This is a genomic window from Nocardioides ferulae (genome assembly GCF_003660455.1).
Classification (GTDB): Bacteria; Actinomycetota; Actinomycetes; order Propionibacteriales; family Nocardioidaceae; genus Nocardioides; species Nocardioides ferulae.
Map to the genome: position 1 here is coordinate 228,074 of NZ_QZVR01000005.1, position 24,631 is coordinate 252,704.

The 24,631-nt window shown below is 74.0% G+C and carries 23 protein-coding genes; 10 read left to right on the plus strand and 13 right to left on the minus strand.

The window, feature by feature from the left end:
* Positions 1–49: 49 nt before the first annotated feature.
* Positions 50–937, minus strand: a complete 888-nt coding sequence (locus tag D6B71_RS09325; RefSeq protein WP_240641244.1) for an SDR family oxidoreductase — start codon at positions 935–937, stop codon at positions 50–52.
* A 65-nt stretch (positions 938–1,002) separates the two neighbouring features.
* Between D6B71_RS09325 and D6B71_RS09330 the strand changes: the two genes are divergently transcribed.
* Together D6B71_RS09330 and D6B71_RS09335 are read left to right on the plus strand one after the other, a co-directional pair.
* The gene (locus D6B71_RS09330; RefSeq protein ID WP_121254464.1) at positions 1,003–1,236 is read left to right on the plus strand and encodes a DUF3099 domain-containing protein; all 234 of its coding nucleotides are present in this window, start codon (positions 1,003–1,005) and stop codon (positions 1,234–1,236) included.
* A 42-nt stretch (positions 1,237–1,278) separates the two neighbouring features.
* Positions 1,279–2,199, plus strand: coding sequence for an MBL fold metallo-hydrolase (locus D6B71_RS09335; RefSeq protein ID WP_121254289.1), 921 nt, complete (start codon positions 1,279–1,281; stop codon positions 2,197–2,199).
* A 46-nt stretch (positions 2,200–2,245) separates the two neighbouring features.
* On the opposite strand, the gene D6B71_RS09340 is transcribed toward D6B71_RS09335, so the two are convergent.
* The 4 genes from D6B71_RS09340 to D6B71_RS09355 form a co-directional block, all read right to left on the minus strand.
* Entirely contained in the window at positions 2,246–3,733 is a 1,488-nt protein-coding gene (locus tag D6B71_RS09340) for a carboxyl transferase domain-containing protein (protein WP_121254290.1), read from the minus strand.
* A complete protein-coding gene (locus D6B71_RS09345; RefSeq protein WP_121254292.1) occupies positions 3,730–4,773 on the minus strand; it encodes a Rossmann-fold NAD(P)-binding domain-containing protein in 1,044 nt (347 codons plus the stop codon). Before D6B71_RS09345 ends, D6B71_RS09340 begins: the two co-directional genes overlap by 4 nt.
* 111 nt (positions 4,774–4,884) lie before the next feature.
* Entirely contained in the window at positions 4,885–6,399 is a 1,515-nt protein-coding gene (locus tag D6B71_RS09350; RefSeq protein WP_121254294.1) for a M1 family metallopeptidase, read from the minus strand.
* Positions 6,396–6,974 carry an RNA polymerase sigma factor gene (locus D6B71_RS09355; protein WP_240641254.1) on the minus strand — a complete coding sequence of 193 codons (579 nt, stop codon included), beginning with the start codon at positions 6,972–6,974 and terminating at the stop codon, positions 6,396–6,398. The genes D6B71_RS09350 and D6B71_RS09355 overlap by 4 nt, the downstream gene beginning before the upstream one ends.
* Before the next feature lie 79 nt (positions 6,975–7,053).
* Between D6B71_RS09355 and D6B71_RS09360 the strand changes: the two genes are divergently transcribed.
* Positions 7,054–8,586, plus strand: a complete 1,533-nt coding sequence (locus D6B71_RS09360) for a serine/threonine-protein kinase (protein ID WP_121254299.1) — start codon at positions 7,054–7,056, stop codon at positions 8,584–8,586.
* Between the two features lie 73 nt (positions 8,587–8,659).
* On the opposite strand, the gene D6B71_RS09365 is transcribed toward D6B71_RS09360, so the two are convergent.
* Positions 8,660–9,328, minus strand: coding sequence for a hypothetical protein (locus D6B71_RS09365; RefSeq protein WP_126688224.1), 669 nt, complete (start codon positions 9,326–9,328; stop codon positions 8,660–8,662).
* Between the two features lie 104 nt (positions 9,329–9,432).
* On the opposite strand from D6B71_RS09365, the gene rocD reads away from it, so the two are divergent.
* A complete protein-coding gene (gene rocD / locus D6B71_RS09370) occupies positions 9,433–10,689 on the plus strand; it encodes an ornithine--oxo-acid transaminase (RefSeq protein ID WP_121254303.1) in 1,257 nt (418 codons plus the stop codon).
* Positions 10,690–10,818: 129 nt separating this feature from the next.
* Positions 10,819–12,336 carry an amidohydrolase gene (locus tag D6B71_RS09375; protein WP_121254466.1) on the plus strand — a complete coding sequence of 506 codons (1,518 nt, stop codon included), beginning with the start codon at positions 10,819–10,821 and terminating at the stop codon, positions 12,334–12,336.
* Positions 12,337–12,455: 119 nt separating this feature from the next.
* Here D6B71_RS09375 and D6B71_RS09380 read toward each other — a convergent pair whose 3' ends face one another.
* The 3 genes from D6B71_RS09380 to D6B71_RS09390 form a co-directional block, all read right to left on the minus strand.
* Positions 12,456–13,403 carry an SGNH/GDSL hydrolase family protein gene (locus D6B71_RS09380; RefSeq protein ID WP_121254306.1) on the minus strand — a complete coding sequence of 316 codons (948 nt, stop codon included), beginning with the start codon at positions 13,401–13,403 and terminating at the stop codon, positions 12,456–12,458.
* Positions 13,404–13,574: 171 nt separating this feature from the next.
* Positions 13,575–14,249 carry a fasciclin domain-containing protein gene (locus D6B71_RS09385; protein WP_121254308.1) on the minus strand — a complete coding sequence of 225 codons (675 nt, stop codon included), beginning with the start codon at positions 14,247–14,249 and terminating at the stop codon, positions 13,575–13,577.
* Between the two features lie 98 nt (positions 14,250–14,347).
* The gene (locus tag D6B71_RS09390) at positions 14,348–15,562 is read right to left on the minus strand and encodes a PucR family transcriptional regulator (protein ID WP_240641257.1); all 1,215 of its coding nucleotides are present in this window, start codon (positions 15,560–15,562) and stop codon (positions 14,348–14,350) included.
* A 106-nt stretch (positions 15,563–15,668) separates the two neighbouring features.
* On the opposite strand from D6B71_RS09390, the gene D6B71_RS09395 reads away from it, so the two are divergent.
* The 3 genes from D6B71_RS09395 to D6B71_RS09405 all read left to right on the plus strand — a co-directional run bounded on the left by D6B71_RS09395 (position 15,669) and on the right by D6B71_RS09405 (position 18,616).
* Positions 15,669–16,799 carry a ferredoxin reductase gene (locus D6B71_RS09395; RefSeq protein ID WP_121254310.1) on the plus strand — a complete coding sequence of 377 codons (1,131 nt, stop codon included), beginning with the start codon at positions 15,669–15,671 and terminating at the stop codon, positions 16,797–16,799.
* A gap of 73 nt (positions 16,800–16,872) precedes the next feature.
* The gene (locus D6B71_RS09400; RefSeq protein ID WP_121254312.1) at positions 16,873–18,114 is read left to right on the plus strand and encodes a fatty acid desaturase family protein; all 1,242 of its coding nucleotides are present in this window, start codon (positions 16,873–16,875) and stop codon (positions 18,112–18,114) included.
* Positions 18,115–18,250: 136 nt separating this feature from the next.
* Positions 18,251–18,616, plus strand: a complete 366-nt coding sequence (locus D6B71_RS09405; protein WP_121254314.1) for a DUF1330 domain-containing protein — start codon at positions 18,251–18,253, stop codon at positions 18,614–18,616.
* Here D6B71_RS09405 and D6B71_RS09410 read toward each other — a convergent pair.
* The gene (locus tag D6B71_RS09410; RefSeq protein WP_121254316.1) at positions 18,609–19,592 is read right to left on the minus strand and encodes a sialidase family protein; all 984 of its coding nucleotides are present in this window, start codon (positions 19,590–19,592) and stop codon (positions 18,609–18,611) included. The genes D6B71_RS09405 and D6B71_RS09410 overlap by 8 nt on opposite strands.
* A 25-nt stretch (positions 19,593–19,617) precedes the next feature.
* Positions 19,618–20,424: a Type 1 glutamine amidotransferase-like domain-containing protein gene (locus tag D6B71_RS09415; protein ID WP_121254470.1), complete on the minus strand. Its 807-nt coding sequence runs from the start codon at positions 20,422–20,424 to the stop codon at positions 19,618–19,620.
* Between the two features lie 45 nt (positions 20,425–20,469).
* Here D6B71_RS09415 and D6B71_RS09420 point away from each other — a divergent pair, with 45 nt between their 5' ends.
* Entirely contained in the window at positions 20,470–20,868 is a 399-nt protein-coding gene (locus D6B71_RS09420) for a hypothetical protein (RefSeq protein ID WP_121254318.1), read from the plus strand.
* Positions 20,869–21,000: 132 nt separating this feature from the next.
* On the opposite strand, the gene D6B71_RS09425 is transcribed toward D6B71_RS09420, so the two are convergent.
* The gene (locus tag D6B71_RS09425) at positions 21,001–21,924 is read right to left on the minus strand and encodes an aldo/keto reductase family oxidoreductase (RefSeq protein WP_121254320.1); all 924 of its coding nucleotides are present in this window, start codon (positions 21,922–21,924) and stop codon (positions 21,001–21,003) included.
* 101 nt (positions 21,925–22,025) lie between these two features.
* Between D6B71_RS09425 and D6B71_RS09430 the strand changes: the two genes are divergently transcribed.
* Positions 22,026–22,919, plus strand: a complete 894-nt coding sequence (locus tag D6B71_RS09430; protein ID WP_206051644.1) for a helix-turn-helix domain-containing protein — start codon at positions 22,026–22,028, stop codon at positions 22,917–22,919.
* A gap of 19 nt (positions 22,920–22,938) precedes the next feature.
* Here the strand turns inward: D6B71_RS09430 and pgm are convergent, their stop codons facing one another.
* On the minus strand, positions 22,939–24,582 hold the full coding sequence (gene pgm / locus D6B71_RS09435) for a phosphoglucomutase (alpha-D-glucose-1,6-bisphosphate-dependent) (RefSeq protein WP_121254324.1): 1,644 nt from the start codon (positions 24,580–24,582) through the stop codon (positions 22,939–22,941).
* Positions 24,583–24,631: the final 49 nt, after the last annotated feature.

Consider the following 24,631-nt stretch of genomic DNA (forward strand, 5'->3'; position numbering starts at 1 on the left):
GTGGTGTGCGGGAATCGCCGGATATCCGGCGATTCCCCGCCGGCGGCCCCTACGACTTGCGCCGCATCGCCCCGACCTTGGTGGCCAGCCCGGCGACGGTGTTCATCACGCCGAGAGCGAGCTTGGGAACCTGCATGCCCTCGGGGGAGAGCGGGTGCAGGATCGCGTCGGTGCCGCCGTCGACGAAGACCACCGAGCCGACCATCAGGCTGGCGGCGTCCGAGAGCAGGAACCCGATCGTGGCCGCGACCTCCTCGGGCCGGCCGGGGCGGCCCACCGCGCTCGGGTAGGCGTCGGCGAAGACCCCGAGCTGGGGGTCGGCGCGCAGCTGCTCGGTCATCGCGGTCGCGATCAGCCCGGGGGCGACCGCGTTCACGCGAATGCCGGCGCCGATCCAGGCGTCGGTGATGCCCTCGCGCCGCGCCCAGTAGGCCAACGCGGCCTTGGTCGCGGGGTACACGTTGACCGCCTCGGTCTTCGCGGCCGCGGCCCGGGCCGCGGGCTCGTCGCCGCGCAGGCAGGCCGAGGCCACGTCGGCGTCCCAGCCGGGCTGGCAGGTGACGGAGTTCGACGCGAGCAGCACGACGGCGGCGCCGCCGTCGCCTCCGCCTGCGGCCAGCTGCTCACGCAGCCCGCTGACCAGGGCGAGGGCGCCGAAGAAGTTCACCGAGACGACCAGCTCGGGGTCGACCCCGGTGAGGCCGGCCACTCCCGCGCACGGCACCACGCCGTGCAGGACCTCGGCGAGGCCCTGCACCTGCGACACCGCGGACTCGCGGCCGGCCGCGGTGGAGAGGTCGGCGGTCACGTCGACGGGACCGTCGGGGGAGTCCTGCCGGTCGACGGTGATCACGCGGTGCCCCTGGAAGCGGAGCAGGGTGGTGGTGGCGGCCCCGATGCCGGAGGCGGCGCCGGTCACGACGTAGGTCTTGGTCACCGGCGAACTGTAACGCGTTCTAGTCGCGGGCGACGGGGGTGGAACACCGTGTGAGAGTGGAGGTGATGAGACGAGATCGGCGCTTCACCGTCAGCGACGCCCGCGAGGCGCAGAGCGTCCGCCTGCGCCGGCGTCAGCGGTGGTACTTCGCCCTGATGGGCACCTGCCTGGTGCTCATCCTGCTGGCCTGGAACGTCGTCCGGCTCTGGTCGACGACCGCGGCGGTGGCGATGTCCGTCGTCGCCGCGGTGATCCCTCCGGTGGCCGCGCTGGTCGCCAACTGGGGCGAGGACCACTGATCGCCCCCCCCCCGGCGCCGGCGGCTCGGTTAGCGTCCGCCCATGCGTCTCAAGCCCGGCCGCCCCGACCTCACGCGGTACGCCGACCGGTTCGCCGTGCCGTCCGCCGACGACGGCCTGGGCGTCACGTTCCTCGGCGTCTCCACGCTGCTGCTCGACGACGGCGAGTCGGCGGTGATGACCGACGGGTTCTTCTCCCGGCCTCCGCTGACCAAGGTCGGACTCGGCAGGATCGCCCCCGACCCGGCCCGGATCGACGCTGCGCTGGACCGCACCGGGGCCAGCCGACTCGCCGCGGTGCTGCCGGTCCACACCCACTACGACCACGCGCTCGACTCCGCCGCGGTCGCCGATCGGACCGGGGCGCTCCTGGTCGGTGGCGAGTCCGCGGCCAACCTCGGGCGCGGGGCAGGACTGTCGGAGGAGCGGCTCCGCGTCGTGGCTTCCGGTGACTCGCTGCGGCTCGGCGGCTTCGACGTCACCTGGGTCGAGTCGCACCACTGCCCGCCCGACCGCTTCCCGGGAGCGATCACCCGACCCGTGGTCCCGCCGACGCGGACGAAGGCGTACCGGTGCGGCGAGGCGTGGTCGCTGGTGGTCCGGCACACCAGCGGTCGCACCGCGCTGGTCCAGGGCAGTGCCGGGCACGTCGCCGGGGCCCTGGCCGGGCACCGCGCCGACGTGGCCTACCTCGGGGTCGGCCAGCTCGGGCTGCAGGACGAGGGCTACCTGCGCGCCTACTGGGCCGAGACCGTCGAGACCGTCGGGGCCACCGTCGTGGTGCTGATCCACTGGGACGACTTCTTCCGTCCGCTCGACGCGCCGCTGCGGGCGCTGCCCTACGCCGGCGACGACCTCGACGTCACCATGCGGGTCTTCGCCGGGCTCGCCGCCGACCAGAGCGTCGTGCTGCGCTTCCCGACCTTGTGGCAGCGCGAGGACCCCTGGGCGCTGCTGTCCTGACCCGGGCGCAGCCCGCGAGTTCCACGGGCCCCACTTCCTGCCCGGGTCAGGCGTAGCGCGCCGCCCGAGAGGCAGGGGAGCCCGGTCCGGCCTCCAGCAGCGCGGCCAGCTCGTGCTCGAGCACCAGGCCGACCCGCTGACAGAACGCCTCCGGCTCGTCGGCGGCATCCGGTCGTTCGGCGACGATCCGGTCGACGACGCCCAGCTCGTGCAGCTCGATCGCGCCCACCTTCTGCGCGCGAGCCATCTCGGCCGCGTGCTCGACGTCGCGGTGCACGATCGCGCTGGCGCCCTCCGGCGGCAGCGGCGAGAGCCAGGAGTGCTGGGTCGCGATCACCCGGTCGGCGGGCAGCATCGCGAGCGCACCGCCACCGCTGCCCTCGCCGAGCATCAGGCACAGGGTCGGTGCGTCGAGCGTGACCAGATCCGACAGCGAACGGGCGATCTCGCCCGCCAACCCGCCGTTCTCGGCCTCGGGGGAGAGCGCGGCGCCGCGGGTGTCGATCGCGGTGACCAGCGGCAGCCCCAGCTCGGAGGCCAGCCGCATCCCGCGGCGCGCCTCGCGCAGCGCCTCGGGACCCATCGGCTGGTCGGCCTGACCGCGCCGGTCCTGGCCGAGGAACACGCACGACACCTCGCCGAACCGCACGAGCGCGATCAGCAGCCCGGGATGGTGCTCGCCCTGGCCGGTGCCGTTGAGGGGGACGACGTCGCGCGCGGCGTACCGGAGCAGCCGGCGGACGCCGGGCCGCTCGGGGTTGCGGGAGCGGGTGATCGCCTCCCACGTGTCGACCGCGGGGGCGCCGCCGAAGAGCGCGTCGTCGGGCAGCGGCGCGGACGGCACGATGTCGCGGCGCGGGGCGAGCAGCACCCGCAGCGTGCGGTCCAGGATCTCGGCGATGTCCTCGGGAGCGACGACCCCGTCGATGATGCCGCGGGCCGACAGGTTCTCCGAGGTCTGCACCCCGGGCGGGAACGGCTTGCCGTAGAGCGCCTCGTAGACGCGCGGGCCGAGGAAGCCCAGCAGCGCCTCCGGCTCGGCGACGGTGACGTGGCCCAGCGACCCCCACGACGCCATCACCCCGCCGGTGGTGGGGTGGCGCAGGTAGACCAGGTAGGGCAGTCCGGCCGCCTTGTGGGTGGCGACGGCCTCGGAGATGCGCACCATCTGCACGAACGCCGGGGTCCCCTCCTGCATCCGGGTGCCGCCGCTGACCGGCGCCGCCAGCAGCGGCAGCCCCTCGCGGGTGGCCCGGGTGACCGCCGCGACCAGCCGGTCGGCGGCCGCGCGCCCGATCGAACCCGCCAGGAAGGCGAACTCGCCGGCGACCACCGCGACCCGGCGGCCGCTGATCCGCCCCTCGCCGCTGAGCACCGACTCGTCGACGCCGCTCTTGCGCTCGGCGGCGGCCAGCTCCGCGGCGTACCCCTCGGAGACGCCGCTGCGCTCGGGCGGGGTGTCCCAGGAGACCCACGAGTCGGCGTCGAGGGCCAGGTCGATCAGCTGCGCGGCGTTCAGGCGGGAGCGGCTCACCCGCGCAGGGTAGTGCGCGGACGGGCCGGGCGGTCCCAGCGCCCGCGCCAGGCCGCGAGCACCTCCGCCTCCTCTGCGCGGGTCAGCCCGGTCAGCGTCGCCTCGGAGGTGGCCCGCAGCCAGGCCAGGGTGTCGCGAGCGGTGTCGGCGACCGGCCGGCAGCGCAACCCGGCGTCCCGGGCCGGGCCCGGGTCGTGGGCGAGCATCCCGTCGTACGCCGGACGCGGCAGCCACAGCGGCAGCGAGCGGGGTCCTGCCCAGGGCGCGACCTCCTCGGCCTCGAGGAGCTCCTGCGGCACCCAGGTGAGCGTCGGGGCGGGTGCCGCGGGCTCGCTCACCCCGACGGCCACGGCGGCGAGCAGCTCGCGCAGGCCGGTCACGTCGCCGATCGCGTCGAGCACGCCGGTGCGCCGCTGCTCGGCGCAGTCGACGATCCAGGCGGCCAGGTCGCGGACGTCGACGACCTGCACGGTGTCGTCGGGGTCGCCGGGGGCCAGCACGTCGGGGTGGTCGAGGTCCGCGAGCCGGTCGACCCAGTAGGTGAAGCGTCCCGTGGGGTCGCCCGGGCCGACGATCAGCCCCGGCCGCAGGGCCAGCGCGGAGCCGGTGCCGTCGAGCACGGTGCGCTCGCAGGCCACCTTCATCGGTCCGTAGGCCTCCGGCTGCGTGCGCAGGTCGACGTCCTCGAAGACCGGCTCGTGCAGCGGGGTGTGCCCCGGACCGCCGCCGGACGTCGTCTCGTCGGCGTAGACGCTGATCGAGGAGACGAACACCCAGTGCGGCTCCGGCCACGCCTCGGTGGCACGCCGCACCCAGGACGGCTGTCGACCGACGTCGACCACCGCGTCGTACTCCGGCCCGGCGGCCGCCACCAGCTCGGCCGGCGCCGCGGTCGACCGGTCCACGGCCACGTGCCGGGCGCCCTCGGGAACCCGGTCGCCGCTGCGGCACAGGCAGGCGACCTGGTGGCCCCGCCGCAGCGCCTCGGCCGCCACCTCGCGGGAGAGGAACACCGAGCCGCCGAGCACCAGGAGTCGCATGGCGACGACGCTCGCGGAGTCCGGCGCGTGGGGCAAGGGCTTTCGCTCTGGGCAGAGGGTCAGGTGGTCGCGGGGGCGCCGAGAACCGCCGCTACCGCCGCCCCTGCCGACTCACTCGAGCTCGGGCGAGGTGGGCGAGGTCAGCCAGGCGTCGAACAGGTCGCGCAGCGACTCGCCGGTGCGCTCCTCCCACCAGGCGATCAGCTCGTCGCGGCCGGCGTGGCCGTTGTCGCGGGAGGCCGGCCAGCCGCTCGCGGCGTCCCAGAACGCGTCGTCACCGACCCGCTGGCGCACCGCGTGCCAGAGCATCCCGCCGCCGAAGTAGACGTTGGACTCGCCGAAGCTGTCCGGGTCGAAGTCGCCGGGCGGGCCGTGCAGCGCCCGCAGCGACTGCTCGTAGGGCACCCAGCGGTCGATCACCGCGTCGATCGACTGACCGCCGACCTCGGCCTCGTAGACCCACTGGAGGTACATCGCCATGCCCTCGTTCATCCACAGGTCGCGCCAGTCGTTCGGGGTGACCTGGTTGCCCCACCAGTGGTGCACGATCTCGTGCACCAGGACCTCCGGGGAGGTGGCGTAGCGGGTGGTGCCGAGCGTGATCATGGTCTGGGTCTCCATGCCGCTGCGCGAGTCGACCAGCAGCACGCCCAGGGTGTCGAACGGGTAGTCGCCGAGCTTGCCCTCGACCCAGCGCAGCGCCTCGGGGGTGGCCGACAGTGGCACCTGCCAGCGGGTCTCGTCGCGCGGCACCCAGTAGCTGATCGGCACGCCGCTGGGGGACTCGTCGTCCCACCGCTGGTAGTCGCCGACGGCGACGGTGATCAGGTACGACGCCGCGGGCTCGGCCAGGTGCCACCGGGTCTCGGTGCGGCCGTTCCTCGTCCGCCGGGAGGTCAGCTCGCCGTTGGCGACGCCGACGAACGGCGCGTCGGTGGTGATCGTGAAGTCGTAGAGCGCCTTGTCGGAGGGGTGGTCGTTGACGGCGTACCACGAGTGCGCCCCGTAGGGCTCCTGCATGGTCCAGGCCTCGCCGTCGGCGGTGACGGTCCAGCCGAGCGTGGAGAAGTCCGAGCGGGTGGTCGGCGCCGGGACCGGCTCGGGGGAGCCGGCGTAGGCGAGCTCGAGGGCGTACTGCTCGCCCGTCTCGACCGCGGCCCGCACGACCAGGTCGTCGCCGTCGTGCCGCACCTCGACGTCGCGTCCGTCGAGGCGGGCGGTGGAGACCTCGAGCGGCTCGGCGAGGTCGAGCTGGAAGGAGTCGCCAGTGGTGGCGGCGCGGAAGGTGAGGGTCTGGGTCGCTTCGAGCGTGGCGGTGTCGGGCGCCCAGTCGAGTGCGAGGTCGTAATGGAGAGCGTCGACGTCGGGCTCGCCGACCTCGGGATAGACCGAGTCCTCGACCGGCTCGTTGACGGCGACCGCCAGGTCGGGGTCGACGTCGGCCGTCGGGGCCGGCCGAGCGGTGGAGCCGGTGGCCGGGGGCGAGGCCGTGGCGGCCGTCGACGTCGGGAGCGTCGCGGGTCCGGAGACCGACGGCTCGCCGTCGCTGCAACCGGCCAGCGCGCCTGCCACCGCCGTCGCGGTCAGCGCGGCGAGCGCCGCCCGGGCGGCGCGGCGGCGGGTCACGCGTCGCCCCGCAGCAGCGGCCGGGCGAGCTTGCGGCCGTGGTGGATGCGGGCCTTGATCGTGCCGAGCGGCGCGTCGAGGTGCGCGGCGATCTCGTCGTAGGCCATGCCGTAGACGTCGCGCAGCAGCAGCGGCTCGACCAGCTGCGGGTGCTCGCGCTCGAGGATCTCCATCGCCTCGAGCAGGTCGAGCCGGGTGCCGGCGATGACCGAGGTGGTGCGCGGGTCGGGCCGTTCGTGCGGGCCGGACTCCATCGTGTCGGTGGGGGTGGCCTGGTTCTTCAGCTTGCGGTAGGTCGACCGCGCGGAGTTCACCGCGACCACGTGCATCCACGTGGTGAACCGGCCCCGGCCGCCCCAGCCGCCGATCTTGGCGGCGATGTTGACCAGGGCGTCCTGGCAGGCGTCCTCGGCGTCGGCGGAGTAGGGCAGCACGCCGCGGCACACGTGCAGCACCCGCGGCCGGACCGCGGTCAGCAGCGCCTCGAGGGCATCGCGGTCGCCCTCGCGGGCACGCCGGGCCAGCTCGTCGATCTCGTCGGGCGTCGGTGCATGCGGGACGTCGTTCGGCTCCACCGGGCTCCCTTCCCCTCGTGGCCGGCGGCTGTGCGCCACCCGGCCCGGGTCCCGGGTCGAACATAATGCAGACGTGTCCATGCCCAGCCGCCTCGGCCGCTACGCGGTGCGCCGCCGGATCGGGTCCGGGGCGTTCGCGACGGTGTGGCTGGCCTACGACGCCCAGCTCGACAGCCCGGTCGCGGTGAAGGTGCTGGCCGACAACTGGACCGAGGACCTCCACGTGCGCCGCCGGTTCGTCGAGGAGGGGCGCTACCTGCGCCGGGTCGAGTCGCCCCACGTGGTGAGCGTCTACGACGCCGGCGAGCTCGACGACGGCCGCCCCTACCTGGTGATGTCGTACGCCGACCAGGGCACGCTGGCGGACCGGCTGGAGCTGGAGGGGCTCACCGCCGCCCAGGCGCTCGAGGTGGTGCGCCAGGTGGGCGCGGGACTGACCGCCCTGCACGAGCGGGACATTCTGCACCGTGACGTGAAGCCGGCCAACGTGCTGTTCCGGACCCTCGGGAACGGTCGCTCCGGCCGGTCCGACGGGACGGCTCCGGCGGTGCGGGCGATGCTGGGCGACCTGGGGCTGGGCAAGGCGCTCGACATGTCGTCGCGGCTGACCATGGTGGCCGGCACCCCGTCCTACATCGCCCCCGAGCAGGCTCGCGGCGAGGCGCTGGACGCTCGCGCGGACCTCTACTCGCTGGCCGCGCTCGCCTACCTGCTGCTCGCCGGCCGCGCGGCGTACTCCCACGCCGACCTCGGTGCCGCCGCCGATCCGCCGCCCGTGCCGCCGCTGTCGAGCGACGAGCGGTCCTTCCCGGCCGAGGTCGAGGAGGTGCTGCGCCGGGGGCTGGCGCGCGACCGCGACGACCGGTGGCCCGACGTGGCCTCGTTCGTCGCCGCGCTGGAGGTCGCGCTGGCTCCGGTCCTCGAGCAGGACACGGGGGAGCTGACCTGGGCGGCCGGGGCGAGCCCCGACCCGTGGCTGACCCAGGCCGGCGGCGCTCCCTCGCTGCCGATGCTCGGGGCAGCGGCCGATCGGCCCGGGGAGCCGGAGGCCCAGCCGGAGCCCCCCGGGCCGCCGTCGCCGTCCCGCCGGCGGTGGCTGCGCCGGGCGACCTGGGCGCTGGCGGCGGCGGTCGTGGTGGCCGGCGGCGCGGCCGTGGGCTGGGGGCTGCACGACGGCGGCTCCGCGCAGACCGAGCTCTCCGACGACACCGGCTCGATCAGCGTGACCGTGCCCCCGTCCTGGACCGTCGCGACCAGCACGGAGGGGTGGCGACCGCCGGACGCCGACCGTGACTTCCAGGCGCTCTCGGCCGGCACGACCGCCGACTGGGCGGAGGGCGAGCTCGGCGAGGGGGTGTTTCTCGGTCTGCTGCCCGGCGACGACCTGCCCGAGACGCTGCCGCAGCACCCCGAGTGCGCGGAGACGGGCCTGCCGGTCGACGACGTCTCCGGCTCGGCGCGGACCGTGTGGAGCCTGGACTGCCCGGCCGGCGTCACCGTCGAACGGGTGGTCCAGGTGACCGCCGACCACCTGCTGTGGGTGCAGGTGCGCAGCAGTGACCGTGCCGAGGCCGCCCGGGTGCTCGACACCGTCGCCGTGCACGGGATGTGAGTCTCGGCAGGCTCGACCACCGGGACGGCGGGCTCGACCACCGGGACGGCGGGCTCGACCGCCGGTGCCGAGGTCAGGGCTGCGGCAGCCGCACCGAGGCCGCCACCCGGCGCAGCAGGTCGCGCATGCCGGGGCCGTCGGCCAGCCGCCCGTTGACCGCGATCTCCACCCGGGCGGTCGTGGTGCCCGGCGCGGGCAGGAACCGTTCGTAGGTCAGCCGCCGGTAGCCGCCCCGGTCGATGAACGTCGCCGTGAACGCGTCCTCGCCCTCGGCCTCGACGTCGAGGTCGAGCAGGTCGCCGTTGGCCTCGGCGTCCTCGAGGGCGGCCATCCGCGCCAGTCTGGCCACGGCGAGCGACTCCCGCTCGCCCAGCAGAGAGATGCGCAGCAGGTAGGTGTTGGTCGGTGCCGCCGGTGGGGAGAAGTTCCACGAGTCGTAGCCGGGCGCGAGCGCCACCCGCATCCAGCCCTCGGGCACCGCCACGCGCACCTGGATCGGGTCGTCGCGCAGGCGCACCGTGCGCAGCTCGATGCCGCGGCGCAGCGGCGGGGTCGTGGGGTCCGGCTGCACGTCGTAGACGGTGACCGGGTACGACGGCGACTCGGCCGCCAGGGGCGTGGCGGTCGGGATCGTGTCCGGCCCGTGCTCGGCGAGGTCGGCCGCGGCGTACCCGCCGGCGGTGGCGACGGCGGCCAGCGCCACCAGCACCCCGAGCCCGCGCCACCTCCCCCGACCGCTCATGCGCCCCAATCTAGTGACTGGCGGCGTCGGCACGGTCCGGGGGCGAGCGGAGCCCCCGCCCCGCCGTTTCGGCGCCGCGGCACCCCTGGTGGCAGCATGTCGTCATGACCGGCACCGACCTCTCCCAGACCGGCGTCATCGACGCCAACATCGCCCCTCACAGCGACACCGAGGCGCATGTCGAGCTGACCGAGTCCTATGCCGCGCACAACTACCATCCGCTGCGGGTCGTGCTGTCCTCCGGGGAGGGTGCCTGGGTCACCGACGTGGAGGGCCGGCGCTACCTCGACTGCCTGGCCGGCTACAGCGCGCTGAACTTCGGCCACGGCCACCCGCGGCTGGTCGCCCGCGCCCAGGAGCAGCTGGGCCGGCTGACACTGACCTCGCGGGCGTTCTACAACGATCAGCTGGGTCCGTTCGCCCGCGACCTGGCGGCGCTCACCGGCAAGGAGATGATCCTGCCGATGAACTCGGGCGCCGAGGCCGTCGAGACCGCGATCAAGGTCGCCCGCCGGTGGGGCTACCTGGTCAAGGGCGTCCCCGAGCACCGGGCCACCATCGTGGCGATGGAGGGCAACTTCCACGGCCGCACCACCACGATCGTCTCGTTCTCCACCGACCCGGTCGCCACCGCTCACTACTCGCCCTACACGCCCGGGTTCAAGCTGGTGCCCTACGGCGACTTCGCCGCGCTCGAGGCCGCGATCGACGAGACCACGGTCGGCGTGCTGCTCGAGCCGATCCAGGGCGAGGCCGGCGTGATCATCCCTCCCGACGGCTACCTCCAGCAGGTGCGCACCCTGTGCCACTCCCAGCGGGTGCTGATGATGGCCGACGAGATCCAGTCCGGGCTGGCCCGCACCGGCCGCACCTTCGCGTGCGACCACGAGGACGTCGTGCCCGACATCTACATGCTCGGCAAGGCCCTCGGCGGCGGCCTCTACCCCGTCTCCGCGGTCGCGGCCGACGGCGACGTGCTCTCGGTGATCACCCCGGGCTCGCACGGCTCCACGTTCGGCGGCAACCCGCTGGCGGCGGCCATCGGCCACGAGGTCGTGGCGATGCTGCAGACCGGTGAGTTCCAGCAGCGCGCCCAGGTGCTCGGGGCGCGGCTGAGCGAGGGCCTCGCCGCCCTGGTCGGCCAGGGTCTGGTCGAGGTGCGCACCCGCGGGCTCTGGGCCGGCGTCGACATCGACCCCGAGATGGCGAGCGGCCGCGAAGTCAGCGAGGCCCTGCTCGAGCGCGGCATCCTCGCCAAGGAGGCGCACGGCCAGTCGGTGCGCCTGGCCCCGCCGCTGGTGGCCTCGGAGGACGACATCGACCTGCTGGTCGACGCGTTCGCCGACATCTGCGCGGGCTGAGCCCGACGGCCCCCGGAGCAGGGTCACGCAGCCTGGGGTCGGCGGTCGAGGCGGTCGCGCCGTGACCGTCTCGGGTCTCACCCGAGCCGGTGTGGGGCCGGCGGCACCCGATGACCTACGGTGCGCTTCGTGAGCAACCTGCTGCTGCGCGGCGTACGCCTGGTTCCGCTGGCGCCGGGCGAGACCGCCCCCGACGAGCCGGTCGACGTCGCCGTCGAGCACGGCGTGGTCACCGCCGTCGGGCCGGGCCTGGAGCGACCGGCGGGCGCCGAGGAGATCGCCGGACTCGGACGCTGGGTGGTGCCGGGGCTGTGGGACCAGCACGCGCACCTGGCCCAGTGGACGCTGACCTCCCAGCGGCTCGACCTGGCCGCGGCGCGGACCCCGGAGGCGGCCACCGCGATGGTGGCCGAGCGGGTCGCCGAGCAGCCCGAGCTGCCGGTGATCGGCTGGGGGCACCGCGCCGGGGTCTGGGACCGCGACGTCACCGTCTCCGAGCTCGACGCCGTCTCGGGCGAGACACCGGTGGTGCTGATCAGCGGCGACGGCCACCACGCCTGGCTGAACACCACGGCGCTGATGCACCTGGCTCTTCCCGTGCGTGACTCGGTCGTCCGCGAGACCGAGTGGTTCGCGGTCTATCCGCGGCTGGCCACGCTGGTCGGCAACGACGGCACCTCGCCGGCGGCCTACCGGCGGATGCTCGAGACCGCCGCCGCGCTCGGGGTGGTCGGCCTCACCGACTACGAGTTCTCCGCCGGCCCGATGGACTGGGCGGAGCGCTGGCACGAGGGGTGCGACCTGCTGAGGGTGCGCGTCGCGACCTACGCCGAGGGGCTCGACGACGTGCTCTCAGCCGGGCTGCGCACCGGCGACACCCTGCCGGACTGCGACCCGCGCGCCACGATGGGGGCGCTGAAGATCATCTCCGACGGGTCCCTCAACACCCGCACCGCCTGGTGCTGCCAGCCGTACGCCGACGCGCACCGGTTGGAGTACCCCGCCGGGCAGCCCAACCTCTCGGGCGACGAGCTGCGCGAGCTGCAGACCCGGGCCCACGCCGGGGGGTTGGAGGTCGCCACCCACGCCATCGGCGACGCGGCGCTGGCCGAGGCGCTGGCGGCGTACGCCGCGACCGGGGCGCGGGGATCCATCGAGCACGCGCAGCTCGTCGGCCGCGACGACGTACGCCGGATGGCCGAGCTCGGCATCCGGGCCAGCGTGCAGCCGGCGCACCTGCTCGACGACCGCGACCTGACCACCCGCATCTGGCCCGACCGGCAGGAGCGCTGCTTCGCGTTCCGCTGGATGCTCGAGGACGGGGTCGAGTTGGCGCTGGGGTCCGACGCCCCGGTCTCGCCGCTCGACCCGTGGCTGGCCATCGCCGCAGCGGTGCACCGCACCGCCGACGAGCGCGAGCCCTGGCACCCGGAGCAGGCGCTGACGCCTCGCGAGGCGCTGGCGGCCTCCGTCGACGGGCAGCCGATGGTGGGTCCCGGCTCGCGCGGCGACCTGGTGCTGCTCGACGCCGACCCGCTCGCGACCCGCGCCGACGATGCGACGACCGCTCGGGCGCTGCGCGAGATGCCGGTCGCGCTCACCGCGGTGGCCGGCGAGGTGGTGCACCGCGGGGGTTCGCTGGTCTGATCCTGGCGCGGCCGACCGCTCGCGAGGACCCATGTAACGCGGTGTCCCCGTAGCCGGCGGGGTGTCGGGACACCGCGTTACCTACGCGGACACCGCGTTACAAGCGGGCACGCCTCCGGTCAGGGCCTCGGTAAGAGGCGGCCCTCGACCTCGGCGACCACCAGGTCGGCCACCGCCTCCTGCTCGACGGGGTAGGGGTGGAACGGCATCGCGGTGGCGTCGAGGCCGGCACCGTTGATCCACGGCTGCGGCGCGCAGATGTCGTGGCCCTCGCTGGCCTGCCACACGTCGATGTAGGGCGAGTCCGTGTCGGCGGCGGCCCCTTCGAGCGCGCGGGTGAGGGCGAGGTTGACCGCGCGGGCGTAGTCGTAGTCGCCGGGGGCGAGCGGCAGCGCCGAGCAGGCGCCGGTGTCGGGCACCATCTGCGGATAGCCGACCACGAGCAGTTCGGCCTCGGGGGCCCGCTCGCGCGCGGCGCGCACCACGCGCGCCACCCGCCCGCGGATCTGGCGCGCCTGGTCGAGCAGGATGTCGCTGCCCCCGGCCTGCATCCGGGTGCGGCACGGCGCGTCATCGGGTGAGGTGGCCAGGTCGGCGAGCTCGGAGCAGGTGCCGATCAGCGTGCCGAACAGGTCGAAGTCGTTGCCGCCGACGCTGACCGTCACCAGGTCGGCCTCGTCGGTGAGCGCCTCGAGCTGCGGCGGCTGCCGCTGACCGGCCCAGAACTGGGCGGTGAGCATGTGCTCGGTGGTGGCGCCGCTGCAGCTCACGTCGACCAGGTCGACGCCGAGCTCGTCGGCGACCAGCGCGGGGTAGTTGCTGTCGGAGCGCAGGCAGAAGGTCTCGGTGCTGGTCTCGGGCACCCCGGGGGCGGCGGTGAAGGAGTCGCCCAGGGCGACGTAGCGCAGGTCGCTGCCAGGGTCGCCCTCGACGGTGGCCGTCGCCGGCGGCGCCGGTTCGTCGTCGCTGCAGCCGGCGAGGAGCAGAGCGGCGGCGCCGACTGCGGCGGCGAGCACCCGTGGGGCACGTCGGCGACCCGGGGACGCGGCGGCGGGGTGCTGCTCCATGGCGGCAGACGCTACGTGAGGGTCGCAATGCGGTGTGACGGTGGCCGGACAGCGGCTCGTCGCAGGCCGGTGCCCCGCCCCTCGGCTCGGGGGACGGTCGAGGGGCGGGGCGGTCCACGGACTGCGCGTCACAGGTTGCGCATCACCGGTGGTCCGTCACCGGTCGTTCCGTCACAGGTTGACGGGGCGCAGCACCTGGGAGATGCCGTGGGCGAGCTGCTTGTTGCCCTTGTTGATGTCGAGGGCTCGCGGCAGCACGCGCGGGTTGCGGTCGTCGGTGTCGGCGTCGACGAGACGGATCGCGCCCTTCTTGGTGACGTTGACCGTGATCGTGCCGCCCTGGGCGGTCTCGAGCTCGGCGCCGTCGGCCTTCGCCGCCGCCTTGGAGTTGATCTTCGCGCCGGGGACGACGTGGTAGAGCAGCACGGTCTCCAGCGTGTCGGCGTCGACCAGGCCGGCGAGCGTGCGCCAGGTCGCCCGCTCGGTGGCGGGGCGCTCACCGGTGAGGTCGTGGGCGAGGGCGCGGAAGGCCGCGTCGGTGGGAATGAACGCGGTGAGCTTCGTGCCGCCCTTGGCGAGCACCCCCACCGCGCTGTCCGGCTTCGCCTCCAGCACGGTCACGACGGCCCGCTCCACGAGGTCGAAGTCCTTCCAGTTCTTGTCCAGCTTGGCGCCGTCGGCGGCCAGGACCTTGACCAGGCTCCGGTTGCCCGGCTTCTTCGCCGCCTCGGCCTCGGGGGCTGCGACCGCGGGCGCGGCGGTGGCGGCGAGCGCGGCGGCGGTGGCACCGGCGGCGAGGCCGGTGAGCAGGCGGGCGGGGCGGCGTACGGAGCTGTGCTTCGGCATTTCGGGCTCTCCCTCAGGTCATCGGGCGACCGGGTCGGTCGCGCTCTCTCGGATGCCAGTTCGGAGCGAGATCTGGGGAAGATTGCTAGAAAGTCGAACTATTTCTCTGAGGGCTCCTGGACGGTGCCCGGCAGGGCCAGGGCCAGCGTCAGCTCCAGGACGGTGTCGGGGTCGTCGAGACGGTCGCCGTAGAGCTCGCGCAGCTGGCCCATCCGGTAGCGCACGGTCTGCGGGTGCACGAACAAGGCCGCGGCGACCTCGTCGCGGCGGCCCTGGTGGAGCAGCCATGACCGGAGCGTCTCGGCCAGCTTCTCCGCGGACGCCGGACGCAGCCCCGCCATCGGGGCCAGCGCCCGGGCGCGCAGGTCGGCGAGCGCCCCGGGGTCGGCGGTGAGCACCAGCCGGGCCAGGTGGGCCTCGGTGTCGAGCTCGAGGCCCAGCTCGCGGGCCCGCCTGGCACGCTCGACCGACTCCCGCACCTCCAGCCAGGGGCGGGGCGGACCGGCGAGGCAGCCGCGCTCGCGCAACGCCGCCAGCAGCGCCGCGCGCCGGTGCCCGTGCACGTCGGGCACCAGCAGCAGGCTCAGGTCGTCGAGCTCGGGCAGGTCGCCCAGGGCCAGCGTCGCGCCGGGCAGCGCGCCGAGCACCGGCCGCACCTGCGACTGCGGCACCAGGACCGCGGTCAAGGTCTCCGGCGGCTCCCACCCGGCACGATCGGCCGCGGCCAGCGCGGACTCGGCCGGGGCTCCCGTGGCCAGCTGCTGGGCGAGCCGCTCGAGCAGTCGCTGCCGGACCCGGCCGGTCGTGGTCTGCTCGTCGGCGTGGCCGGCGACGCTGGCCGCCGACAGCTCGTCGATGTAGGCGAAGACCAGTTCGGCGAAGTCGGCCAGGGTCTGGTCGGAGACCCCGTTCGCGACGGCCACCCCCGACATCTCCCGCCAGGAGACGCGGGCGCCGATGCGGTACGCCGCGAGCAGCGCGTCGATGCTGCGTCCGGACCGCGCCTCCCCGCGCCCCAGCTGGTAGGCGCCCTCGACCGCGGGAGCGTTGGGGGTGCGCGGATCGGCGCCGCGGTGGCCACTGGCCAGGGAGAGGAAGCCGCCCAGCGCCAGCTGGACCGCGTTGCGGATCGTGTCGCCCATCGACCCGCTCAGCGCGTTCTCATAGCTGGGGACCTCGGCGATGATCGCGGTGACCGCCTCGTCGGCGACCCGCGGCAGCTGGGAGCGCATCTCGGCGATCGCCGCGGGCGGCACCCGCAGGTCGGAGGCCATGGCGGGCCGGTTGCCGGGGCGCGGCTGTTGACCGGTCAACGACCCTCCTTGCCTGACAGTTTTTGTTTGCGCCGAACAAGATCGGTGGTGAGGTTCACGCGGTCGGCACAGGAGTTTACGCTTGTCTGCCAGCAGACTGGAACCCATGAGCATCGTCCTCCCCGACCGACCCGGCCGTGCGCGGCCCGGCCGCTCCCTGCGGGAGGGCCTGCGCAGGATCGCCGAGGCCGCGGTGACCCCGCTGGAGCTCGACGACGTGCTCGACGTCTTCCACCCGCTGCGCGGCGGCACGCCCGGCCTGCGCGGCCGGATCGTCGAGGTGCGCCCCGAGACCGCCGAGGCCGCCACGCTGGTGATCAAGCCCGGCAAGGACTGGGCCGGCCACCGGCCCGGCCAGTACGTCCGCGTGGGTGTCGACGTCGACGGCGTCCGGATGTGGCGCACCTACTCGCTCACCCACGGGCCGCGCCCCGACGGCTGCATCAGCATCACGGTCAAGGCGATCCCCGACGGCGTCGTCTCCTGCTACCTCGTGCACCGCGCGCGGCCCGGTCAGATGCTCCAGCTCGACCAGGCCCAGGGCGAGTTCGTGCTGCCCGACCCGCTGCCCGAGAAGCTGCTGCTGGTCACCGCCGGCTCCGGCATCACCCCGGTGATCGGCATGCTGCGCAACCTGTTCTCGCGCGCCGTGCCCGCGATGTCCGGGCCCGAGCGCATCGTGCTGCTGCACTCCGCGCTCACCCGCGACAGCGTCATCTTCGGCCCCGAGCTGCGCGGCTACGCCGCCCGCGGGCTGCTCCGGCTGGTCGAGCTGCACACCGACACCGACGGCCTGCTCGACGTGTCCGACCTCGACCGGATCGTGCCCGACCTCGCCGAGCGCACGGCGTACGCCTGCGGCCCGGTGGGCCTGCTCGACGCGCTCGAGGAGCACTACGCGGCCCGGGAGCTGACCCTCAACGTGGAGCGGTTCCGGCCGGCGACGGTGGTGGCCGGCGAGGGCGGCACGGTCACCTTCGAGCAGACCGGCACCACCCTGGAGGCCGACGGCTCCACCCCGATCCTCGACGCCGCCGAGAACGCCGGCGTCCTGATGCCGAGCGGCTGCCGGATGGGCATCTGCTTCGGCTGCGTGCTGCCGCTGAAGGAGGGCGCCGTGCGCGACCTCCGCAACGGCGAGCTGACCGTCGCGGTGCCCGGCGAGACCGGCCCCGGCGGCGTCCCGATCCAGACCTGTGTGAGTACGGCCGCGGGGCCCTGCTCCATCGACCACTGACCGACGCCCGACCGCGGTCGAGGAGGTCGCGCAGCGACCGTCTCGAACCCACCGTGAGACGAAAGGGAACCCGATGACCACGATCACCAAGAAGCCCGAGAGCCCTATCGCCCACCTCACCCCGGAGGACATCGAGCAGATCGGCATCGAGCTCGACACGATCCGGCAGGACGTCATCGACGACCGCGGTGAGCGCGACGCGGCGTACATCCGGCGGCTCGTCGACGTGCAGCGCCGCCTCGAGCTGGCCAGCCGCGGGGTGCTGCTGTTCTCGTCGCTGCCGCCGGCCTGGGTGCTGGGCACCATCGGGCTGAGCGTGGCGAAGATCCTCGAGAACATGGAGATCGGCCACAACGTCATGCACGGCCAGTGGGACTGGATGCGCGACCCGAAGATCCACTCCACCACCTGGGAGTGGGACAACGCCTCCACCGCCGAGGGCTGGAAGCACAGCCACAACGAGATCCACCACACCTACACGAACATCGTCGGCAAGGACAACGACCTCGGCTACGGCATCATGCGCGTCGACGAGGACCAGCGCTGGCACCCGATGTACCTCGGCCAGCCGCTCTGGAACTTCATCAACGCCTGCTTCTTCGAGTACGGCATCGCCGCCTACGACCTCGAGCTCGGCAAGAACCTCTCCAAGCCCAAGGAGAAGCGGCCCCCGGAGTTCGCGGTCAACCTGAAGAAGACGCTGCGCAAGATCCGCAAGCAGGCCACCAAGGACTACGTCGTCAACCCCGCGCTGGCGATCCCGACCGGCTCGTTCCTGCCCACGCTGACCGCCAACTTCGTGGCGAACCTGGTGCGCAACGTGTGGTCGCACTCGGTGATCATGTGCGGCCACTTCCCCGAGGGCGTCGAGACCTTCGAGCGCGACGCGATCCCCGAGCAGGAGACCCGCGGCGAGTGGTACCTGCGCCAGATGCTCGGCTCGGCGAACATCTCCGGCTCCAAGGCGATGCACATCATGACCGGCAACCTCAGCCACCAGATCGAGCACCACCTGTTCCCGGACCTGCCGAGCAACCGCTACGCCGAGATCGCGCCGCGGGTGAAGGCGCTGTTCGACAAGTACGACCTCAACTACCACGAGGCGCCGCTGCTCAACCAGGTCGGCAGCGCCTGGCACAAGGTCGTCTGGCTCTCGCTGCCCAACGGCTGGCTGGCCACCACCAACGCCAAGAACGCCCCGCAGCAGCTGGCCACGCTCTACAAGATGACCACCGGTGGCCGGAAGGTACGCCGCGCCGCGCAGGCCCGGCTCGACCAGCTCGTGCGCCGGCAGGCTGAGGGCTCCGCCGCCTGATCTTCTCGTCTGGCACCTCTGGTGTGTCGTTCGCGGTCACCTGGTGGCAGTGAACGACACACCAGAGGCCGCTGACCGGCGTCCGGTCACGTCATACCGTCTAAGGTCTCCGCACGCGGACACGGGAGGTGTGCGGATGGCGGTCGACCCGACCGGCGCGGCGGTCAAGCAGCTGCTCGAGGAGGACCCGGGCGGTCCGGTGGTGATGCTCAACCTGCTGCGCTTCGACCCGGAGCATCGCGGCGACTACGCGGCGTACTCCCGCACGGTCGGTGAGCGGATCCTGCCGCGCTACGGCGCCGAGCTCGTCTATTACGGCAAGGGGTCCACGGCGCTGGTGGCCGAGGACGGCCAGGCGTGGGACGCCGTGATGCTGGTGCGCTACCCCTCGCGGGGGGTGTTCGCGCAGATGCTGGCCGACCCCGAGTTCGCCGAGGTGGCGTCGCTGCGCACCGCCGCGCTCACCGAGGCGGTGCTGCAGGCGACGGTGCCGCTCACCTGAGCGGCAGCTCCTCGAAGCCGAGACCCCCGTCGGTGACGAGCAGCCGGTCGGATCCCAGCTGCATCCAGACGACCGGTCGTGGGTGGACAGCCGCCCCGAGGGCGTCGAGCGGGGACCACTCGCCGGCGGCCGGGGCGGGGCCCGGCTGTTGCCCGAGCGGGCGGAACCGCGACCAGTCCGCGCCCTCGCTGACGTAGAGCCCGTGGGGCCGGCCGCTGGGAGAACCGGCCCGGTCGTCGCTGAAGTGCGTGAGCAGCGCGAGCAGCCTGCCGTCCGGCAGGACCACCTGGCCGGCGGTGTAGGCGCGTTCGCCGTCGAACAGCGGGAGCGGACTGGTGGTCCAGGTCGCGCCGCCGTCGGTGGACCGGCTGACCTGCTGGAAGGGGAACAGGGTGGCGCCGTCGCCGCCGCTCACGATCGCGAGGGTGTCGCGCGCCAGCGAGGTCACCGGCTGGGACAGCAGGCCGCGCGGCAAGGTGAGGTCGGCGCGCTCGAAGGTGCGGCCGTCGTCGTCGGTGACGACGACCCGCGCCGGCCGCGCCGAGCTGCGCAGGCACAGGTCGGCTCCGGGGGACGCGGCGCACTGCCGGCGCCAGCCGCGGTCGAGGGGGTGGCCGAGCAGCGCCCAGGCCTCGCGCGGGGTGACGAACCGTTCCCGGTCCGGGCCGCCCTGGTCGCCGTTCACCAGCACCACCGGGCGGTCCTGCCCCTGCGGTCGCCACAGGGAGGTGACCCGGTAGCCGTCGCCGTCACGAGCCACCTCGACGCCGACCAGGACCGTCCTCGGGTCGGCGATCACGTCGGCCGGAGTGGGCCGGGCTGGCTCGGTGGTGGGGGTCGCCGTGGGCTCCGCAACCGGCTCCGACGCCGTGGGCTCGCTCGTGGCCGCGCTCTCGTCCGAGCCTTCGTCCGGGTCGGTCGCGGAGCAGCCACCGGCCAGCAGAGTGAGGGCGACGAGCAGCGCGGCTGGTCTCATGCCGGTGTGACGCGCGCCGCCGCGGTCAAGTTGCCGATCCGGGTCCGGGTCGTGTGTCTGATGCCGAGTCGGCGCTTGTGCCGAGGAACCGCACCGGCAGCGGCGTCTCGGTGACCTGACCGGCGGCGCCCGGCTCGACCCGGAACGCGCGAGCCTCCGGCCGCGACGACACCGCCTCGACCAGTGCACCGTCGCGCCACAGCAGCGCGCAGCCGTCGTCGGCCGCGTAGCCGGCCGGCAGCTCGCCGGTGCCGATCATCCGGTGGTACGCCGGCCGGCGCTCGGCCTCGCCGTCGTAGTGCGGACACGCGCTGCCGGGCAGGAAGCCGAGGCCGTCGGGCAGCGCGGCGAGCGGGCCGAACGAGTCGGTCGACGAGCCGTCGTACCAGCAGTTCATGCCGGCGCTGATGCCGGCCAGTACGACGCCGGCCGCGACCGCCTCGCGGAGCACCTCGTCGAGTCCGTGCAGGCGCCACAGCGCCAGCAGGTTGGCGGTGCTGCCGCCGCCCACGTAGACGATGTCCTGCGACAGCACGAACGAGCGGAGGTCGAGACCGCCGGGCAGCTCGTTCAGCCGGAACAGCTGCAGGGTGCTGGTCTCCGCGCGCCCGACGAACGCGGCAGTGAACCGCGCCTGGTAGTCGGTCGAGTCGCCGCTCGCGGTCGGCACGAAGCAGACCCGAGGCAGACCGTCCGCCCCGCGGCGCCGGCTCGCCAGCGAGAGCAGGAAGTCGTCGAGCAGCGGGGACTCCTCCATCGAGAACCCACCGCCGCCGAGGGTCAGGATCTCGCCGGACGGCCGAGTGGGGGAGGACGCGGGAGGGACGGGCATGAGCCCCATGTTCGCGCAGCGGCGGCACGCGGCATGCTTGGACGCATGCGATTCACCGAGCACGAGCTGACCGCCGCGCTCACCGGGGCCGCCAAGACGGTGCTGGCCGCGCAGGACAAGGACGTGCGCAAGGGGAAGCTGGACGTCGACCAGGCCTGGGAGAGGCTCGACCGCTACAAGCGCTTCCAGCTGCTCGACGGGCTCGGCGACCAGCTGCTGCCGGTGCTGGTGGCCCTGCCCGACGTCGAGGTCGAGGTCGGCACCCGCCCGACGTTCACCGACGAGCAGGTGACCGCCGCGGTCGAGGAGCGGATGGGCGGCGACGTGGGGCGGGTCAAGCGGGCGGTGCTGGTCAAGGCCCGAGTGGCGTTGGTGCAGCTGGCGCTCTCGCACGTGCCGCCGCGGCAGGACCCGGATGCGCTGATCGTGCCCGACCACCTGTGACCGGTTCGCCGCCTGCCACGACCCGCCCGCTGCTCCTCACCCGAGGCTGATCACGGCGCGACCGGTCACCTCGCGCGGGACGTCATACGATCCGGTCGCTCGGGCAGCCAAGTCGTATGACGTCCCGGACGGTCAACCGGAGACGCGGCCGATCGCGTCCAGCTCGGCGAGGTCGTCGGCGGAGAGCCCGAGGTCGGCGGCGGCGACGTTCTCGCGCAGGTGGGCGAGCGACGAGGTGCCGGGGATCAGCAGGATGTTCGGGGAGCGCTGCAGCAGCCAGGCCAGCGCGACCGCCATCGGGGTCGCACCGAGCCGGGCGGCCACGGTGTCCAGGGCCGCGGACTGCAACGGGCTGAACCCGCCCAGCGGGAAGAACGGCACGAACGCGATCCCCTCCTCGGCCAGGGCGTCGACGAGCTCGTCGTCGTCGCGGTGCGCCAGGTTGTAGTGGTTCTGCACGCAGACGACCGGGGCGATCGACCGGGCCTCGGCGACCTGTGCGGCGGTCACGTTGCTGACACCGAGGTGGCGGATCAGCCCCTCGCGCTGCAGTTCGGCGAGCGCGGCGAACGGCTCCGCGATCGACCCAGGCTCGGGGTCCAGGAGGCCGCCGACCCGCAGGTTCACGACGTCGAGGACGTCGACGCCGAGCCGGTCCAGGTTCTGGTGCACGTCCTCGCGCAGCTGTTGCGGGGCTCGCGCAGGCGGCCAACCGCCCTGCTCGTCGCGCCGCGCGCCCACCTTCGTGGCGATCGTGAGCTCGGCGGCATACGGGTGCAGGGCCTCGCGGATGATCTCGTTCGTGACGTGCGGGCCGTAGATGTCCGCGGTGTCGAGGTGGGTGATGCCGAGCGCGACGGCCTCCCGCAGGACGGCGACGGCGGCGTCCCGGTCGGCGGGCGGGCCGAAGACGCCCGGTCCCGCGAGCTGCATCGCGCCGTAGCCCATCCGGGTGACGGTGGGTCCGCCGGGCAGGGTGAACGTGCCGCCGGGAATCCCCGTGGCGGCGGTGTCGGTCGGTGGGCTGGTCACGGTGGTGCTCGCGGTGTTGGTCATGTCTCCACCGTGAGGCGGGCGCGGGCCCCGGAGAAGGTCCCCGTCATCCTGGTAGTCGCAGGGCCAGGCAGACGCGCGGCGACGCGACTAGCGTGGCCCGGGTGAGCGAGGACGGCCGGCCCGAGAACAGGCTTGGCGACTACCTGCGGGCGCGTCGCGAGCTGGTCACGCCCGAGAGCGTCGGCCTGCCACCAGGACGGTCGCGCCGGGTTCCCGGGCTGCGCCGCGAAGAGGTCGCCATGCTGGCCGGCATCAGCGCCGACTACTACCTGCGCCTCGAGCAGGGCCGCGACCGCAACCCTTCGGTGCAGGTGGTCGAGGCGCTCGCACGGGTGTTGCAGCTCGACCCGCCCGCCACCGACTACCTGCTGGGCCTCGCGGCGCCCCGCCGCCGGCGTACTGCTCGGCGGCCGCGGCCCGAGCGGGTACCCCCCGAGACCGCCCAGCTGCTCGAGGTGATCGGGCTCCCGGCCTACGTCGAGGGCCGGTTCCTCGACGTCCTCGCCTCCAACGCGCTCGCCCGGGCGCTGATCCCGGGCGCCCGGCCGGGTGAGAATCGGCTGCGCTCGCTCTTCCTCGACTCCGCCGAGCGCGCCCTGCTGCCCGAGTGCGACATGCTCCTGCCGCGACTGGTGGCCGGCTTCCGCAACCGGGTCGGCGGGGACGTCGACGACCCCCGCGTGGTGCAGCTGGTCGGCGAGCTCTCGCTGGCGAGCGAGGATTTCCGGCAGGCCTGGGCCCGGCACGACGTGAAGGAGGTGCACGGCAAGGAGGTGCTGCTGCACCACCCACAGCTCGGGCCGCTGACGCTCTCGCTCTCCAAGCTCACCGTCCAGGGCACCGACCGGATCACGCTCGTCGTCCACCACGCCGAGCCCGGCAGCGAGAGCGCGCAGAAGCTGGCCCTCCTCGGCTCGCTGGCGGCCGAGCCCTCGCTGCACCGACCCGACGACCCGTCGATCCTTCCCCGACACGCCGCGGAAACGCGGGAATGAGTGACGGGTCGGCGGGCCCTCACCCCCCGAGCGCCGCCGACACGACCTCGCGGGCGGCGTCCTGCACCTGCGCCAGGTGCTCGGGACCGCGGAACGACTCGGCGTAGATCTTGTAGACGTCCTCGGTGCCCGACGGTCGGGCGGCGAACCAGGCGCTCTCGGTGGTGACCTTCAGCCCGCCGATCCGGGCGCCGTTGCCGGGCGCCTCGGTGAGCTTCGCGGTGATCGGCTCGCCGGCCAGCTCGGTGGCGGTCACCGCGTCGGCCGAGAGCGCCCCGAGGGCCGCCTTCTGCTCGCGCGTGGCCGGCGCGTCGATGCGGGCGTACGCCGGGTCGCCGTGCTCGGCGACCAGCGCGGCGTAGCGCTGCGAGGGCGTCTCGCCGGTGGTGGCCAGGATCTCGGAGGCGAGCAGCGCCAGGATGATGCCGTCCTTGTCGGTGGTCCACACCGAGCCGTCGCGGCGCAGGAACGAGGCTCCGGCGGACTCCTCGCCGCCGAACCCGAACGAGCCGTCGATCAGCCCCGGCACGAACCACTTGAACCCGACCGGCACCTCGACCAGCGGCTTGCCCAGCGCCGCCGCGACCCGGTCGATCATCGACGACGACACCAGCGTCTTGCCGATCCGTGCGGACTCGGGCCAGCCCGGCCGGGCACCGCCGAACAGGTAGCCGATCGCGACCGCGAGGAAGTGGTTGGGGTTCATCAGCCCGCCGTCGGGGGTGACGATGCCGTGCCGGTCGGCGTCGGCGTCGTTGCCGGTGGCGAGGTCGAACTCGCTGCGGCGGGAGATCAGCGACGCCATCGCGTGCGGCGAGGAGCAGTCCATCCGGATCTTCTCGTCCCAGTCGAGCGTCATGAACCGCCAGGTCGGGTCGACCAGCGGGTTGACGACCGTGAGGTCGAGCCGGTGCCGCTCGGCGATCTCGCCCCAGTAGTGCACCGCCGCGCCGCCGAGCGGGTCGGCGCCGATCCGCACCCCGGCGGCCCGGACCGCGTCGAGGTCGAGCACGTTCGGCAGGTCGTCGACGTAGCCGCCCAGGAAGTCGTACGCCGTCGCAGCGGCGCGGGCGCGCGGGAACGGCACCCGCTTCACCTCGCGCAGCCCGCCGTGGATCAGCGCGTTGGCGCGGGCAGCGATCGCCGAGGTCGCGTCGGAGTCGGCGGGGCCGCCGTGCGGGGGGTTGTACTTGAACCCGCCGTCGGCCGGCGGGTTGTGCGAGGGGGTGACCACGATGCCGTCGGCCAGCCCGGAGCCGGTGGTGCGACCGCCGTTGGCGCGCAGGATCGCGTGTGAGACGGCCGGGGTCGGCGTGTAGCCGTCGCGGTCGTCGACCAGCACGGTGACGTCGTTGGCGGCCAGCACCTCCAGCGCGGTCGACCACGCCGGCTCCGACAGCGCGTGGGTGTCGCGGCCCAGGAACAGCGGTCCGTCGTAGCCCTGCTCGCGCCGGTAGTCGCAGATCGCCTGGGTGGTCGCCAGGATATGGGTCTCGTTGAAGGCCGTGGCCAGGCTCGACCCCCGGTGGCCGCTGGTGCCGAAGGCCACCTGCTGCGCGACGTCGTCGGGGTCGGGCACCCCCGTGTAGTAGGCGGTGACCAGGTGAGCGACGTCGACCAGGTCGCGGGGCTCGGCGGGCTGTCCAGCGCGGGGAGAGGCCATGGCCGCATTGTGCCCGGTCCGCCGGGCACCCATGAGCCCGATGCGCCCC

Excerpts from the sequence above, each read along its gene's own strand:
- D6B71_RS09330 (WP_121254464.1), top strand. The coding sequence starts at position 1,003 with ATGAGACGAGATCGGCGCTTCACCGTCAGCGACGCCCGCGAGGCGCAG.
- D6B71_RS09335 (WP_121254289.1), top strand. The coding sequence starts at position 1,279 with ATGCGTCTCAAGCCCGGCCGCCCCGACCTCACGCGGTACGCCGACCGG.
- D6B71_RS09345 (WP_121254292.1), bottom strand. The coding sequence starts at position 4,773 with ATGCGACTCCTGGTGCTCGGCGGCTCGGTGTTCCTCTCCCGCGAGGTG.
- D6B71_RS09360 (WP_121254299.1), top strand. The coding sequence starts at position 7,054 with ATGCCCAGCCGCCTCGGCCGCTACGCGGTGCGCCGCCGGATCGGGTCC.
- D6B71_RS09365 (WP_126688224.1), bottom strand. The coding sequence starts at position 9,328 with ATGAGCGGTCGGGGGAGGTGGCGCGGGCTCGGGGTGCTGGTGGCGCTG.
- rocD (WP_121254303.1), top strand. The coding sequence starts at position 9,433 with ATGACCGGCACCGACCTCTCCCAGACCGGCGTCATCGACGCCAACATC.
- D6B71_RS09380 (WP_121254306.1), bottom strand. The coding sequence starts at position 13,403 with ATGGAGCAGCACCCCGCCGCCGCGTCCCCGGGTCGCCGACGTGCCCCA.
- D6B71_RS09385 (WP_121254308.1), bottom strand. The coding sequence starts at position 14,249 with ATGCCGAAGCACAGCTCCGTACGCCGCCCCGCCCGCCTGCTCACCGGC.
- D6B71_RS09395 (WP_121254310.1), top strand. The coding sequence starts at position 15,669 with ATGAGCATCGTCCTCCCCGACCGACCCGGCCGTGCGCGGCCCGGCCGC.
- D6B71_RS09400 (WP_121254312.1), top strand. The coding sequence starts at position 16,873 with ATGACCACGATCACCAAGAAGCCCGAGAGCCCTATCGCCCACCTCACC.
- D6B71_RS09405 (WP_121254314.1), top strand. The coding sequence starts at position 18,251 with ATGGCGGTCGACCCGACCGGCGCGGCGGTCAAGCAGCTGCTCGAGGAG.
- D6B71_RS09410 (WP_121254316.1), bottom strand. The coding sequence starts at position 19,592 with ATGAGACCAGCCGCGCTGCTCGTCGCCCTCACTCTGCTGGCCGGTGGC.
- D6B71_RS09415 (WP_121254470.1), bottom strand. The coding sequence starts at position 20,424 with ATGCCCGTCCCTCCCGCGTCCTCCCCCACTCGGCCGTCCGGCGAGATC.
- D6B71_RS09420 (WP_121254318.1), top strand. The coding sequence starts at position 20,470 with ATGCGATTCACCGAGCACGAGCTGACCGCCGCGCTCACCGGGGCCGCC.
- D6B71_RS09425 (WP_121254320.1), bottom strand. The coding sequence starts at position 21,924 with ATGACCAACACCGCGAGCACCACCGTGACCAGCCCACCGACCGACACC.
- pgm (WP_121254324.1), bottom strand. The coding sequence starts at position 24,582 with ATGGCCTCTCCCCGCGCTGGACAGCCCGCCGAGCCCCGCGACCTGGTC.